Source organism: Phaeobacter sp. G2 (genome assembly GCA_025163595.1).
Classification (GTDB): domain Bacteria; phylum Pseudomonadota; class Alphaproteobacteria; order Rhodobacterales; family Rhodobacteraceae; genus Pseudophaeobacter.
In genome coordinates, this window is sequence record CP104100.1 from 1,852,655 (window position 1) to 1,867,909 (window position 15,255).

10 protein-coding genes and 1 pseudogene are annotated in these 15,255 nt (G+C 59.5%); 8 read left to right on the forward strand and 3 right to left on the reverse strand.

Annotation, left to right across the window (positions count from 1 at the left end; genetic code table 11):
* The first annotated feature begins 11 nt into the window (after nt 1-11).
* Nucleotides 12-365 carry a hypothetical protein gene (locus tag N1037_08895; GenBank protein UWS81109.1) on the forward strand — a complete coding sequence of 118 codons (354 nt, stop codon included), beginning with the start codon at nt 12-14 and terminating at the stop codon, nt 363-365.
* Between the two features lie 199 nt (nt 366-564).
* Here the strand turns inward: N1037_08895 and N1037_08900 are convergent, their stop codons facing one another.
* Nucleotides 565-4,026 (reverse strand): pyruvate carboxylase, encoded by a 3,462-nt coding sequence (locus tag N1037_08900; protein ID UWS81110.1) that lies wholly within the window; start codon nt 4,024-4,026, stop codon nt 565-567.
* Between the two features lie 308 nt (nt 4,027-4,334).
* Nucleotides 4,335-5,525 carry an alpha-hydroxy-acid oxidizing protein gene (locus N1037_08905; protein ID UWS81111.1) on the reverse strand — a complete coding sequence of 397 codons (1,191 nt, stop codon included), beginning with the start codon at nt 5,523-5,525 and terminating at the stop codon, nt 4,335-4,337.
* A gap of 169 nt (nt 5,526-5,694) precedes the next feature.
* Here N1037_08905 and N1037_08910 point away from each other — a divergent pair, with 169 nt between their 5' ends.
* On the forward strand, nt 5,695-8,181 hold the full coding sequence (locus tag N1037_08910; GenBank protein ID UWS81112.1) for a UvrD-helicase domain-containing protein: 2,487 nt from the start codon (nt 5,695-5,697) through the stop codon (nt 8,179-8,181).
* A gap of 866 nt (nt 8,182-9,047) precedes the next feature.
* On the opposite strand, the gene N1037_08915 is transcribed toward N1037_08910, so the two are convergent.
* On the reverse strand, nt 9,048-9,266 hold the full coding sequence (locus N1037_08915) for a DUF1127 domain-containing protein (GenBank protein UWS81113.1): 219 nt from the start codon (nt 9,264-9,266) through the stop codon (nt 9,048-9,050).
* Between the two features lie 326 nt (nt 9,267-9,592).
* Here N1037_08915 and N1037_08920 point away from each other — a divergent pair.
* The 6 genes and pseudogenes from N1037_08920 to N1037_08945 all read left to right on the forward strand — a co-directional run bounded on the left by N1037_08920 (nt 9,593) and on the right by N1037_08945 (nt 15,220).
* Nucleotides 9,593-9,781, forward strand: a pseudogene (locus N1037_08920) (iron-sulfur cluster assembly protein).
* Between the two features lie 171 nt (nt 9,782-9,952).
* Nucleotides 9,953-10,711 (forward strand): Mrp/NBP35 family ATP-binding protein, encoded by a 759-nt coding sequence (locus N1037_08925; GenBank protein ID UWS81332.1) that lies wholly within the window; start codon nt 9,953-9,955, stop codon nt 10,709-10,711.
* A 904-nt stretch (nt 10,712-11,615) separates the two neighbouring features.
* Nucleotides 11,616-12,083, forward strand: a complete 468-nt coding sequence (gene mraZ / locus N1037_08930) for a division/cell wall cluster transcriptional repressor MraZ (protein ID UWS81114.1) — start codon at nt 11,616-11,618, stop codon at nt 12,081-12,083.
* Nucleotides 12,084-12,087: 4 nt separating this feature from the next.
* Entirely contained in the window at nt 12,088-13,080 is a 993-nt protein-coding gene (rsmH, locus tag N1037_08935) for a 16S rRNA (cytosine(1402)-N(4))-methyltransferase RsmH (GenBank protein ID UWS81115.1), read from the forward strand.
* Nucleotides 13,077-13,439: a cell division protein FtsL gene (locus tag N1037_08940; GenBank protein UWS81116.1), complete on the forward strand. Its 363-nt coding sequence runs from the start codon at nt 13,077-13,079 to the stop codon at nt 13,437-13,439. The genes rsmH and N1037_08940 overlap by 4 nt, the downstream gene beginning before the upstream one ends.
* Nucleotides 13,436-15,220: a penicillin-binding protein 2 gene (locus N1037_08945; GenBank protein ID UWS81117.1), complete on the forward strand. Its 1,785-nt coding sequence runs from the start codon at nt 13,436-13,438 to the stop codon at nt 15,218-15,220. Before N1037_08940 ends, N1037_08945 begins: the two co-directional genes overlap by 4 nt.
* The last annotated feature ends 35 nt before the right edge of the window (nt 15,221-15,255 follow it).

Here is a 15,255-nt window from a genome sequence, read left to right on the forward strand (position 1 = left end):
GGGAGACCACCGTGGGAAAACTCGAAGAAAAGATCCGACTTGCTGCGCTGTCGACGGCGGTTGTTCTGGGGGTGTTGGTGCAGTCCGGCGCCGGCTGGGACAGGGGCGATGAGGGGGCGAAATCAGCCGAGTTCACCGGGCAGGATCTGACAGTGCCAGTCGTTCAGGTGCAGGCGCTGTTCATGCTGTGTGATACAGGGCCCAAAGGGGAGGAAACCCCAGCTGACCAGGTTTCTGCCATGGCCTTGAAATGGCAGAAAACTCTTTGGACGGAGCAGGTTGAGGGCTGGTACAGATTTATTCAGCCGAGTTTTTATCTGCTGGAATGTGACCCGCCGCAAAAGGTCATCTGGCAGGATGCCTAGGTGCAGGACGCATTCAAAGCCGCCTGTTTGGGCCAGCTTCCTAACCTGTATCCCTGCGTGAGTCCGCACCTGCGCCAACAAAGCTAGGACTTGCTGCATCTGGCCCGGCCAAAATGCAAAGCCCCGAAGGAGCAGTCCTTCGGGGCTTTGTTGTGGGCCATGGCAATTGGCGGGATGATCCGCGAGCTTTCAGGCTCGCTTAGTCCTCGGCCGCCAGATCCTCCAGCTCGATCAGCAGATCTTTGGCGTCAATCTGGGTGCCTGCGGTGACATGCAGGGTCTTGACCCGGGCAGAGCGCTCGGCGTGCAGGCCGGTTTCCATCTTCATCGCCTCGATGGTGAGCAGCATGTCGCCCTCGTGCACCTCCTGGCCGACCTGCACTGCCACAGAGGCAACAACGCCGGGCATTGGCGCGCCGATGTGGTTGGCTTTGCCGGCTTCGGCCTTGGGACGGCTTTCGGTTGAGGCTTTGACCAGACGGTTGGGCACCCGGATCACCCGTGGCTGACCGTTGAGTTCAAAGAAGACTTTGACCTCGCCTTTTTCATCGGTTTCGCCCAGGGCCTGCAGGCGGATTTCCAGGGTCTTGCCGGGGTCGATCTCGGCTGTGATCTCCTCGCCTGGCTCCATGCCGTAAAAGAAGGCGCGCGTGGGCAGGGTGCGTACCGGGCCGTATTGGCGATGGCGACCCATGTAGTCGAGAAAGACCTTGGGATACATCAGGTAGCCGTTGAGATCCTCGTTATCCACGGGTTTGCCTTCCAGCAATTTGCTCAGCTCGGTGCGGGTCTCGTCCAGATCCACCGGCTCCAGATGGGCGCCGGGGCGTGTCAGGTTGGGGGCCTCGCCCTTGAGCACCTTGGAGACAATCCCATCGGGGAAGCCGCCGGGAGGCTGGCCCAGGTTGCCGCGCATCATGTCCACGACGCTATCGGGGAAGGAGACGTCCGTATCGGGGTTCTCCACCTCATCGCGGGTGAGGTTCTGGGAGACCATCATCAGCGCCATGTCGCCCACCACCTTGGAGGAGGGGGTCACTTTGACGATATCGCCAAACATCTGGTTCACATCCGCATAGGTCTGGGCGACCTCGTGCCAGCGGTCTTCCAGACCGAGGCTGCGCGCCTGAGCTTTGAGGTTGGTGAACTGGCCACCGGGCATCTCGTGCAGATAGACCTCAGAGGCGGGGGCCTGCAGGCCGGATTCAAAGGCGACATATTGCGCCCGGACCTGCTCCCAGTAGGCGGAGATTTCGCGGATCTTTGCGATATCCAGGCCAGTGTCGCGGTCGGTGTTGCGCAGCCCCTCGACGATGGAGCCAAAGCAGGGCTGTGATGTGCCGCCAGAGAAGGCATCCATGGCCACATCCACCGCATCCACCCCGGCGTCGGCGGCGGCCAGAATGGTGGCCCCGGCAATGCCCGAGGTGTCATGGGTGTGGAAATGCACCGGCAGGCCGACCTCTTCTTTCAGCGCCTTGACCAGCTGCCCGGCGGCTGCGGGTTTCAAGAGGCCTGCCATGTCTTTCAGGCCCAGAACATGGGCGCCTGCGGCCTCCAGCTCTTTGGCCATGCCGACATAGTATTTCAGGTCATATTTGGCGCGGTTGGGGTCAAGAATATCACCAGTGTAGCAGATGGTGCCTTCGCAGAGCTTGCCACTGTCAACCACCGCATCCATGGCAACGCGCATGTTTTCCACCCAGTTGAGGCTGTCAAACACCCGGAAGACATCCACCCCGGTGGTGGCGGCCTGACGGACAAATTCCTGCACCACATTATCGGGATAGTTGGTGTAGCCCACCCCATTGGAGGCGCGCAGCAGCATCTGGGTCATCACGTTGGGCATGGCCTCGCGCAGATCACGCAGCCGCTGCCAGGGGCATTCCTGCAAAAAGCGGTAGGCCACGTCAAAGGTCGCGCCGCCCCAGCATTCAACCGAGAACAGCTGGCTGAGGTTCTGGGCATAGGCGGGTGCTACCTTGATCATGTCATGGCTGCGCATCCGGGTGGCCAGCAAGGACTGGTGGCCATCGCGCATGGTGGTGTCGGTCAGCAGCAGTTGGCGCTGCGCTTTCATCCAGTCGGCAACCGCCTGGGCGCCCTTTTGTTCCAGCAGGTTGCGGGTGCCATAGGGCAGGGGCGCCGGATCCACATGGGGCGGGCGCGGCTCTTTCAGGTCAGCAGCAGGCGCGGCGCGGCCTTCGGTTTCGGGGTGCCCGTTGACAGAAATGTCGGCCAGATAGGTCAGTACCTTGGTGCCTCGGTCTTGACGCTTGGCAAACTGGAACAGATCCGGCGTGTTGTCGATAAAGGTGGTGGTGTAGCTGTTGTCGAGAAAGGTTGGATGCTTCAGCAGGTTCTCGACAAAGGCGATGTTGGTGGAAACCCCACGGACCCGGAATTCACGCAGAGCGCGGTCCATACGGGCGATGGCCTTTTCCGGGGTTGGTGCCCAGGCGGTGACCTTGGTCAGCAGGCTGTCATAGTAGCGGGTGATCACCCCGCCTGCATAGGCGGTGCCGCCATCCAGACGGATACCCATGCCCGTGGCCGAACGATAGGCGGTGATGCGGCCATAATCGGGGATGAAGTTGTTCAGCGGATCCTCGGTGGTCACACGGGTCTGCAGTGCATGGCCGTTGAGGCGGATCTCTGCCTGGCTGTCTTTGCCGGTGGCCTCGGCAATGGGTTTGCCTTCGGCGATCAGGATCTGGGCCTGGACGATGTCAATGCCGGTGACTTCTTCGGTGACGGTGTGTTCCACCTGAACGCGGGGGTTTACCTCGATGAAGTAGAATTTGCCGTCGTTCATATCCATCAAAAATTCAACGGTGCCGGCGCATTCATAGTTCACATGTTTGCAGATCTTGCGGCCCAATTCGCAGATCTCAGCCCGCTGTTCCTCAGACAGATAGGGCGCGGGGGCGCGTTCAACCACTTTCTGATTACGGCGCTGCACCGAACAATCACGTTCAAACAGGTGATAGATCTCACCATGCTTGTCGCCCAGGATCTGTACCTCTACGTGGCGGGCGCGGGTGATCATCTTTTCCAGATAGCCCTCACCATTGCCAAAGGCGGCTTCCGCCTCGCGGCGGCCTTCCAGGACTTTTTCTTCCAATTCCTCTGGGCCGTGAATGGGCCGCATGCCGCGCCCACCGCCGCCCCAGGAGGCCTTGAGCATCAGCGGATACCCAACCTCTGCCGCTTCTTCCGCGATGGCGGACATATCATCGCCCAGCACCTCGGTGGCGGGAATGACCGGCACACCGGCCTCGATGGCGACGCGACGGGCCGAGGCCTTGTCGCCCAGGGCGCGCATGGTTTCTGCCTTGGGGCCGATAAAGGTGATGCCGTTGCGGGCGCAGGCATCAACAAATTCCGGGTTCTCCGACAGCAGCCCATAGCCGGGGTGGATCGCATCGGCGCCACATTCTTTGGCGACGCGAATGATCTCGTCAATGCTCAGATAGGCCGCAACCGGTCCCATGCCTTCACCAATGCGATAGGCCTCATCGGCCTTGAACCGGTGCAGGCCCAGTTTGTCTTCTTCGGCGTAGACGGCAACGGTTCGTTTGCCCATTTCATTGGCGGCACGCATGACGCGGATGGCGATCTCGCCTCGGTTCGCAATCAGGATCTTTTTGAAATCGGGCATTGTCGCTCCTCGGAGTAGGCTAGGGTTGGCGAAGTGTTAGTTACATCTTAGCCACTGGTATAGCCGTAGTATTGGGTATCTGCTGCATGATTGCGCTCCCATACGGCCAGAATTCGTCAGTTTTTTGTGCAGGTGCAGCATTTCTGGCGAAATCGCAGTGCGAATCCGGCTGATGCCTGTCCGATTTTTAACCGATTTTAAAAGCGCCGAATCTTTAGTCGCCGCTTCGGATCTAGGGACTGCGTGGTAATTCTACTGCCGCTGACCGCAGAAGCCAGGAAAATGGATCGCAGGCTTTGCTACATGTTTCAGTCGTTTGCGCTGACTGCTTGTGATGGTAACGTTAGGTTGCGAATTTGCAAAGTTCTCACCTCAGCGAGAGAGTGCAGACCCAGTTGCCCCATGTTGGCCTCAAGGTCTTTGCTCAGAATATCGCACAGATGGGCTGGTCCCTGTGCTCCCAATGCTGCGAGTGCAAAGTGAAAGGCCCGCCCCAGCATGACAAAATCTGCTCCCAGCGCCAGGGCGCGCAGAATGTCCAGCCCGCCTTCAATGCCGCTGTCAAAGATCAGCGGCAGCGTGGTGGCGGCGCGCAGCTCTGGCAGCACGTCGATCGCGGCGGGGGCGGCGTCAAACTGGCGCCCGGCATGGTTTGACACCCAAAGCGCGTCAACGCCAATTTGCTCCAGTGGCGCGGCATCCTCGGCCCGCATCACACCTTTGATGACAAAGACCCCCTCCCAGGCATCGCGCAGCCACTTAACATAGTCCCAATCCGGGGAGGTGCGCAGCAGGTAGCCGATATGGGCGGTCGAGGAGAGCCCCTTGCTGTTTTCGGTGACATATTTGTCCAGGGTCCGCATATGCGGCATGCCGCCTTGGCCCCGGTGCTGGCGGGTCATGCCAAGCGCCCAGGTAGGGCACTGGGCGACCTGGGCCAGCAAGCGCGGCGTCAACCGGGGCGGCTGCGTCAGGCCAGAGCGCACCTGGCGTTCCCGCCGCGAAGCCACCGGCACATCCGCCGTCAGCACCAGGGTTTTGAATCCCGCCTTGCGGGCGCGTTCCAACATGTCCCGGCGAATGTCTTCGTCTTTGGGAGGGTAGAGCTGGAACCAGGCCTCTGGTCCCAGATGCGGCGCCAGGTCTTCGGGCGATTGGCTGGCAACCGTGGACAGGGAATAGGGGATGCCAGAGGCGGCGCCAAAGCGCGCCAGGTGGCCTTCGGCGTCGGGCCAGATAAGCCCGGACATGCCCAGGGGGGCGATCCCAAAGGGCCGCGGCAAATCCCGCCCCAGAAAAGAGGTGCTCAGATCGATCTGCAGGGGCCCATGCAGGATCGAGGGCAAAAACCCGATCTTGTCCAGGGCGCTGCGGTTGCGATGTTTTGTGGCTTCCGCCCCCGTTGCGCTGTCGAGATATTCCCAGACAAATTTCGGCAGGCGGCGCTGGGCGCGGGCGCGCAAATCGGACAGGCCGGGGTAGTGTTGATGTAGATCCATGCCGCATTGATAGGAACTAGAAGCCTCTTGGCAAGAGCTTGCTGACTTTGTCGTGTTCCCTGCGGTGGAGGCATTGGGCACGACAGGGCATTTGAAGGGGTATCAATCTTGCGAACATAATGCGAACGTCCTCTTTTCTCGCGGGGTGAATCACGCTAGAGTTACGGGCATGAGCACATTTGATGAAATGGACGCCTTTGACGGCGCCTCCCTGTCGTCGCGGGCCATGGCGGCCCGCCCCACCCCCTATCTTGACGGGCTGAACCCAGCCCAGCGAGAGGCAGTGGAATGTCTGGATGGTCCGGTCCTGATGCTGGCCGGGGCCGGGACCGGCAAGACCAAGGCGCTGACGGCGCGGATTGTGCATCTGCTCAACACCGGTTCGGCGCGCACCAATGAAATTCTGGCGGTGACCTTTACCAACAAGGCCGCCCGCGAAATGAAAGAGCGGGTCGGGGCGATGCTGGGCCAGCCGGCCGAGGGCATGCCCTGGCTTGGCACCTTCCATTCGGTCTGCGTCAAGCTGCTGCGCCGTCACGCCGAGTTAATCTGCGGTGAGGCTGGGGTCGGCCCTGATGAGGCCAGAGACTCAGAGTCCCCGAACCCCTATGAGGATTTGGGTCCATCGGCGGTACGGAGTCGGCACAGGACCGTGCATCTAAAGTCAAACTTCACCATTCTGGATACGGATGATCAGATTCGCTTGCTCAAACAGCTGATCCGCGCCGCAGGAATAGATGAAAAGCGCTGGCCGCCACGGATGCTGGCGGGGATCATTGACGACTGGAAAAACCGGGCGCTGACACCGGATAAACTGCCCGCGTCTGAGGCAGGGGCCTATAACCATCGTGGGCCAGAGCTATATGCCCAGTATCAGCGCCGCCTGCTGGAGCTGAACGCCGTCGATTTTGGCGATCTGCTGCTGCATGTGGTGACGATTTTCCAAACCCACAGCGATATTCTGGCGCAGTATCAGCGCTGGTTCCGCTATATCATGGTGGACGAATACCAAGATACCAATATCGCGCAATATATGTGGCTGCGGCTGCTGGCAGGCGGTCACAAAAACATCTGCTGTGTCGGCGATGATGACCAGTCAATCTATGGCTGGCGCGGCGCCGAGGTGGGCAATATCCTGCGCTTTGAAAAGGACTTCCCCGGCGCCAAAGTTGTCCGGCTGGAGCAAAATTATCGCTCAACCGAGCATATCCTGGCAGCCGCCTCCGGCGTGATCAGTGCCAATGCGGGCCGCCTGGGCAAAGAGCTGTGGACCGCCGCCAAGGGCGGTGAAAAGGTCCGACTGATTGGCCATTGGGACGGCGAAGAAGAGGCGCGCTGGATTGGCGAGGAAATCGAGGCGACACAGCGCGGCACGCGGGGGCAGCGCCCTATTGGGTTGAATGATATGGCCATTCTGGTGCGGGCCTCGCATCAGATGCGCGCCTTTGAGGACCGGTTTCTGACCATCGGGTTGCCCTACCGTGTCATCGGCGGGCCGCGCTTTTACGAGCGGCTCGAAATTCGTGATGCCATGGGCTATTTCCGCATGGTGACCTCGGCGGATGACGATCTGGCGTTTGAGCGGATTGTGAATACCCCCAAACGCGGGCTGGGTGACAAAGCGCAGCAAACCATCCAGAGCTTTGCCCGCGAAAACGGGGTCTCCCTGGTGGAAGGCGCCCGCCTGGCTGTTGAGGCGGGGGCGATCAAGGGCAAGGGGGGCGCTGCTCTGCGTCGGCTTGTTGAGGATCTGGCCCGCTGGGGGCGGATGACCGGGGACGCGGATATCTCTCATATGGAATTGGCGGAAATCGTGCTGGATGAGAGTGGCTATACCGGCATGTGGCAGGCGGACAAAAACCCTGACAGCCCAGGACGGCTTGAAAACCTCAAGGAGCTGGTCAAAGCGCTGGAGAACTTTGAGAACCTTCAGGGGTTTTTGGAACATGTCAGCCTGGTGATGGACAATGACAAGCAGGATTCGGACCAGAAGGTCTCCATCATGACGCTGCATGCGGCCAAGGGGCTGGAGTTTCCGGCGGTGTTTCTGCCGGGCTGGGAGGATGGCTTGTTCCCCTCGCAGCGGTCAATGGACGAAAGCGGTCTCAAAGGTTTGGAGGAAGAACGCCGCCTTGCCTATGTGGGCATCACCCGGGCCGAGGAAGTCTGCACCATTTCATTTGCGGGCAACCGGCGTGTCTTTGGCCAGTGGCAATCGCAGCTGCCGTCGCGTTTTGTTGATGAGCTGCCCGAGGAGCATGTCGAGGTGCTGACGCCTCCGGGGCTTTATGGCGGCGGTTATGGTGCTGCGGCCAGCAGTGATGAACCTGTCCGCTCGACCATTGAGGCCAAGGTGGCCCAGGCCGATGGCTATAACTCCCCGGGCTGGAAGCGCATGCAGGCGCGGGCTGGCCAAAGGGGAAACTCACAGCCAAAACAAGCGGGTAGCCCGATTATTGACCTGACGGCCACCGCCAGCTTCACCCTTGGAGAGCGGGTGTTTCATCAGAAATTTGGCTATGGAGCGATTGCTGGTATCGAAGGGGATAAGCTGGAAGTGAATTTTGAAAAGGCGGGCACCAAAAAGGTGGTTGCGCGCTTTATTTCCGCCAGTGGGGCAGGCGCTGAAACCGCCCAGGACGATGTACCATTTTAGGTTTCTGCTGATCTGAAAGATCAGGGGTCGGATCGCAAAGCGATCCGACCCGGGCGGGCGCGCCACGACAGTTCCACTGTCGCGGCGCGCCCGCCACCCCTTTTGCCAATGGTTTGCCAAACCGGGACCAAGCCTGTGACAGCTATTGCATTTCGCAGGAATACGGACGACCCCCTCAGCGGCAAGGCACCCCGCTGGCTGCGGCATAGGTCATAGGATTTTGGCTGTAGTGACGGCTTTTCAATGGAAAAGGCGTGAAGCTACGGGAAAACAGGCGGCGATTCGATCAAAGACTGACGAAAGAATCGCAACACATGTGTTCATGTCAGCGTCAGTGCGATTCCCCCTCCTGCACCAACTCTAACTTTTTTCAGCCGCGCTGCCTTGGCCTGGGGAGATACCGGTGAATAGGCAGACACAGGGGGCCAGCGGGGTGATGGGCTGGCGGGATGATTACCTGTTGTTCGCAGTCTAACGGCCACTGATCAGCCAATAGGTTGTTTTGGGGGAGCGCGAAGTAACCTGTTTCGCGCGCTAAACCTTGGTGTCCTGCGTAGGGCTAATGGGCCCTCGGATTTGCCTGGCGTGTCAAAGATCTGCCGAGCAGAAGGGCCTCACAGCGCAAGCTATCCGTCGCGATTCAGGCTTATTTTTTTTGAGAGTATGGCGCACAAAAAACGGCGGTACCCAGGGAGGAGGAGGGGGTACCGCCGTTCATGACAACATCAGGACCAAGGGAGGAGGAGATCCGGATGCATTCTGTTCCGGCTTAGCCGGTGTTAGGGTGCGGTGACATCAGGGAGGAGGAGGATGTCACCGCGTAGGACAGGCCCTTTAGGGAGGAGGAGAAAAGAGCCTGATCTCTATTAGTTGTTTTCGTAGGCCGCCTGATAAGCGACACGTTTGATCATCGAGCGGTTCAGACCCAGATCGGCAAGATCGCGACCCGAAAGCTCGCAGAGCTCATTGTAGGTCTCGCGGTACAAGCGATAACGCGCGAATTTTGTGCTCAACGCGTCGAACCAGGCTGTGGGCAGGATCGAGAATACAGACTTAGGTGTTGCGATTTGGTTTACAGCGGCCATCGGGTCTATCCTCAGAGTTCACTTATTACGTTGTGCCGGTATCGGCGTTTGTTGAATTCAAAATAGCTAAATGCTGCATGTGCACAATCCCTAAAGAAAGCAATTCTGCTATGCAGCATTTGCATGGGTGCATTGTTACCCTTTTGTAAACAGGCTGTTTTTTGGGCATAATTGTCCAAATCTGCTTTCCGTTAGGGCAGCAACATGATTTCGGGCGGTCGCTTTTCCTTGCGCAATAGGTGCTCTCAGCACAAGGTGCGGCCTGCATCTCGGGAGCGCCTCAAATAGGCGGTTCTCCTCAGGATAGGGCTCAGGAAGGAATGGACATGTCAGTGACGCAGAAAAGAGTTGAAGAGGCGCTGGAGAGTCTGGCGCTGCCGGACGGCGGCACTTTGATCTCGCGGGATATGATCCGTGCGCTGACCCTTGAGGGCGGCACTGCAGCTGATGGGCAGACCAAGGTCAGCTTTGTCATTGAGGCGCCAAGCCCGGCGATTGCGCAGCATATGGAGCCCCTGCGCCGCGCCGCGCAGGCGGCGGTATCGGCGTTGGATGGCGTAGGCTCTGTCTCTGTGGCGCTGACAGCCCATGGTCCCGCAGCGGCACCGGTGGGGGCAGGGGCGGCAACAGCTGCTGCGGCACCCAGTCTAAAGATTGGCGGTCATCCCAAACCACAGGCTGGCCCGATCAAGCCCAAGGGGGTTTCCCGTATTCTGGCAGTGGCCTCTGGCAAGGGCGGCGTGGGTAAATCCACCGTCAGTGCTAATCTTGCGGTAGCCCTGGCCCGTCAGGGGCGGCGCGTTGGATTGTTGGATGCAGATATATATGGCCCGAGCCAACCGCGCATGATGGGGGTCAGTGGCAGTCCAAACAGCCCTGATGGAACCGTGATCGAACCGCTCAAGGCCCATGGTGTGACCCTCATGTCGATTGGTCTTATGGTGCCGGAGGATAAGGCTGTAGTCTGGCGTGGCCCCATGTTGATGGGCGCGCTGCAGCAGATGCTAGGGCAGGTGAACTGGGGGGAGCTGGATGTCCTGATCGTGGATTTGCCGCCCGGAACCGGCGATGTGCAGCTGACGCTCTGCACCAAGAGCGAGCTAAGCGGCGCTATTGTGGTCAGCACGCCGCAGGATGTCGCCTTGATCGACGCCCGCAAGGCGCTGGATATGTTCAGGACGCTGAAGACCCCGGTGCTGGGGCTGATCGAGAACATGTCCTTCTTTACCTGTCCGGATTGCGGCGGCGAGCATCATATTTTTGGTCATGGCGGTGTCGCCAGCGAGGCCAAGGCTCTGGGTTTGCCGTTGTTGGGCGCCTTGCCAATTGACCTGGAGACCCGCTTGGCCGGTGACGCCGGTACCCCAGTTGCCGCTGGCGAGGGGGCAGTCTCGGAGGCCTATGCACAGATTGCCAAGGGGCTTGTTGCGGGTGGAATGGCTTAAGGCCGACCGGAACCATGGCTCTGACGCCAATGGGCCCGGGAGTGGGCCTGGGAGTGGGCCCGAGAGTGGGTAGGTCAGGTCTGAAAGGGTGGGGTGTGAATGGAATTGGTCTGATTCTAAAAGTCTCGCCTTAAACGCCTAGCGGAAACCGTAAATACACAACCTTTGATTGTTTTCGGCGGTTTGTTCGTTGTCGTGGGAAATCATGGGACATTTGGGATTTTATGGTCTGCCTTGGCAATAGGGCAGCGCTGCTGACTCGGAAAGTCAGGTGAATCGATGCGAATCGCGGCGCGAGTCTCGGCCGATTCAAATTATCCACAAAGTTACACACAGGACATGGGTGGAACATTGCGGGAACTGTTAATCTGCTGTTAATAGATCGGTCTCGCTTTGGGAATTCATGGGTCGCAATGGCCCGTTTTTGGCGACTTTTTTTTGACTACTAGATATGGTGCTTGTATCGCAATGAATCACTATTTGTGCTCAAAAATCCTGAATATGGTTAACTGGATATTGCTCATTTATGATACTGAGGATCCTTTTGCGGTGTCTTTTGTGAATTGTTGCTTGTCAGACCATGAATTCCCATAGTATCCCTTTCTTATCGGATGCGGCGGAGAGCATATAGGGGCACCAAAGACCCCAGCTCATAATAATAAGCAGGTTCATACAGGCCTTCACTGCATCCGAACAATGAGAGATCCGGCGCGCGGGCGAGCAGACATCCCCCCAGGTGGCGCGCGCAGTCGGACACCCCGCTAAGCGGGAATTAGGAGGCGAGTTGATCAGTGGCAGCAGATCAGCTCGCCTTCCTTAGTTTCTGGGGCAGAAAACGCGCCAAAGAGCGCATGTTGAGGGCAAGATTTTGGGCCGAAGGTTCAGAGGCGAAAGCCACCATAAGGTGGATGCAAAGGGGCGGGTGTCAATTCCGGCCTCCTTTCGTCGTGTAATCGAGGCCAGTGACCCGAACTGGAAGTCCGGCGAAAACCCCGAGCTGGTGATTGTCTACGGTGACCACCGGCGCAACTATCTTGAATGTTATACGATAGAGGCCATCGAAGAGGTGGATGACAAGATTGATGCGCTGCCGCGCGGCTCGATGCAGCGCAAGATGTTGCAGCGCATGTTCCATGGCCAGTCGTTCCCCACGACCATAGATGAAACAGGCCGCTTGGTTCTGCCTGCAAAACTGCGCAACAAGATTGGCCTGGAAAAAGAAGTGTTCTTTATGGCTGCGGGCGATACTTTCCAGCTTTGGAAGCCCGAAACCTACGAAGAAGAAGAGCAGGCTCTTGCCGATAAATGGATGGATGAGCTGCCAGAGGGTTTTGACCCGCTGGAGTTCCTGGATGGCGCCGGAGGCGCATAAGTAAATGACTACGGACCGCCCCACGCCTACTGGTCCCCATGTTCCGGTCCTGCTGCGCCCGCTGCTCAAAGCGGTGGCGCCGGTTTCGGGCCGCTGGCTGGACGGCACCTTTGGGGCCGGCGGCTATTCCCGTGGCCTGCTGGAGGCCGGTGCTGACCAGGTGATTGGTGTTGATCGTGACCCATTGGCCTTTGAGCTGGCGCAGCCCTGGGCCGCTGATTATGGCGACCGCCTGGTTCTGCAAGAGGGGGTGTTTTCAAAGATGGATGAATACGCCCAGGATCTCGACGGCGTGGTGCTGGACCTTGGCGTGTCCTCAATGCAGCTGGATCTGGCCGAACGAGGCTTTTCTTTCATGCGCGACGGGCCGCTGGATATGCGGATGTCACAGTCCGGCCCCTCGGCGGCGGATCTGGTGGCAGAGCTCTCTGAGGTGCAGCTGGCCGATATTCTGTTCCACTTTGGCGAGGAACGCGCCAGCCGGCGGATTGCCAAATCCATCGTCAAGGCCCGCGAGCTGGAGCCGATTACCACGACGCTGCAACTGGCCAAGCTGGTAGAGCAGTGCCTGCCGCGCCCGAAACCCGGTAAATCGCACCCCGCCACCCGCAGCTTTCAGGCGCTGCGGATTGCGGTGAACGCCGAATACGAAGAGCTGTTCAATGGGCTGTTGGCGGCTGAACGGGCGCTCAAGCCTGGCGGACTACTGGCTGTCGTCACCTTCCATTCGGTCGAGGACCGCATGGTCAAACGCTTTTTCCAGCACCGGGCCAATAAAACCGGGCGGGCCAATCGCTATGCACCGGAAATCGAAGAAATCCCGGCACAGTTTGAACTGGTCACCCGCAAGGCGGTTGGCCCGGATGATGACGAGCTGGCGGAAAACCCCCGGTCGCGCTCAGCCCGGTTGCGGGTTGGCCGCCGCACCGAAGCGGATCCCGTGCCGATCTCGGCCAAGGATCTGAGCATGCCGCAACTGAAAGAGGAGCGGAAATGAAGTCTCTGCTCTATGCGATCACGGCGCTGGCTGTTTTTGGGCTCGCCTTTTGGGCCTACCGCGAAAACTACGCCACCCAGCAGGTGTTGAAAGAAACCCGGGCGCTGCAGCGTGAAATCGGCGCCGCCCAGGTGCGGATCAGCGTTTTGCGGGCGGAATGGGCCTATCTGAACCGCCCGGACCGGTTGCTTGAACTGGCCGAGTTGAATTTTGAACGCCTCGGGCTGTTGCCGCTGCGCCCCGACCAATTTGGCCGGGTGGATGAGGTCACTTATCCGGTGCAGCCTGCGCTGCAGATCAGCGAAGGTGTTGATGTCTCTGGTCTGAACGCCCGCCGCACCGAGGAGGCAAGCCAATGATCCGCAAACCGCTGCGCCCGCTGGCACGGATCCTGGACGCGCGCTCCAAGGGGGAAAACCCCGATGCGATTGAGAAAGAGAATATTCGACAGCGTCACGACGACATGCAGGTTAAATCGCGGCAACGCGCTGAGGGCCGTCTGCTGGTGCTGGGGGTGTTTTTTCTCTGTGCTTATGCGGCTGTAGCGGGGCGTATGGGGGTCATGGCGACCTCTGAGCCGCGCGAACCCGTTGCCAGTATCGCTGGCAGTTCCATTGCCATGCAGCGCGCCGATATCGTCGACCGTCAGGGGCGCCTTCTGGCGACCAATTTTGAAACCCATTCGCTGTATGTGCAGACACAGCAACTGATTGATCCGCAAAACGCTGTGGACCGTCTGGTTGAGATCTTCCCGGACCTAGACCATGCGGAGCTGTTGGCAAAGTTCACGGGCGCCCGCAAGTTCCTTTGGATCAAAAAGAAAATCAGCCCCGAGCAAAAGCAGGCGGTGCATGATATTGGTGACCCCGGGCTGTTGTTTGGCCCCCGCGAGATGCGCCTTTATCCCAATGGATCCGTTGCTGCCCATGTTCTGGGCGGAGCAAGCTTTGGCAAAGAGGGCGTCAGCGCCGCCGAAGTGATCGGGGTTGCAGGGGTGGAAAAGCAGTTCGACGACTACCTGCGCGACCCTGCCAATGGCAGCAAACCGCTGGCCCTGTCGCTGGACCTTACCGTGCAGGCCGCAGCTGAGCGGGTGCTGGATGGCGGCATGAAGCTGATGAATGCCAAAGGCGCCACCTCAATCCTGATGGATGTGCATACCGGCGAGGTGATCTCGGTGGTGTCGCTGCCGGACTTTGACCCCAATGAACGTCCCGCGCCACCGACCTCTGGCTTTGACCCCTCGGTCAGCCCGCTGTTCAACCGTGCGGTGCAGGGCGTTTACGAGCTGGGCTCGACCTTCAAGATTTTCACCGCCGCCCAGGCGATGGACCTGGGGCTGGTGACACCGGATACCATCATCGACACCCGTGGTCCGCTGCGGTGGGGGAAGTTCTCGATCAAGGATTACCGCAACTACGGCAACGAGATGTCGGTGACCAAGATCATCGTGAAGTCCTCCAATATCGGCACCGCCCGGTTGGCGCAGCAAATCGGCGCTGAGCGTCAGCGGGATTTCCTGGGCGAGCTTGGGATGCTGGAAGAAACCCCGTTTGAGATCGTCGAGGCGCAGGGCGGCAAGCCGTTGTTGCCTGCAAACTGGTCAGAGCTGTCGGCGATGACCATCTCCTATGGGCATGGGATTTCTACCACGCCGATGCATTTGGCGGCAGGCTATGCGGCGGTTGCTAACGGTGGCCGCTATGTCAGCCCGACCATTTTGAAACAGGATGGCCCGCAGTTGGGGCGCCGTATAATGTCGGAACACTCCGCCGAGGCGGCCCGGAGTATGCTGCGCCATGTGGTGACCGAAGGCACCGCCAGTTTTGCTCGGGTGCCAGGCTATCAGGTCGGTGGCAAGACAGGCACCGCCGACAAGCCCAGGCCGCTTGGCGGCTATTATGAGGACAAGGTGATCGCCACCTTTGCTTCGATCTTTCCGGCCCATGATCCCAAATATGTGCTGGTGGTAACGCTGGACGAACCCTCGGTCAGTGCCCATGGGGAGGAACGCCGCACCGCAGGCTGGACAGCGGTTCCGGTGGCCGCCGAAATGATCGGACGTCTGGCGCCGCTTTTGGGGCTCAGACCACAAGTTGAACCCGCTGAGGTGACTGGTATAACCCTCACCTCAAACTGATCCCGGCGAGTGATGCCGGGCCAAATACCTGGTGA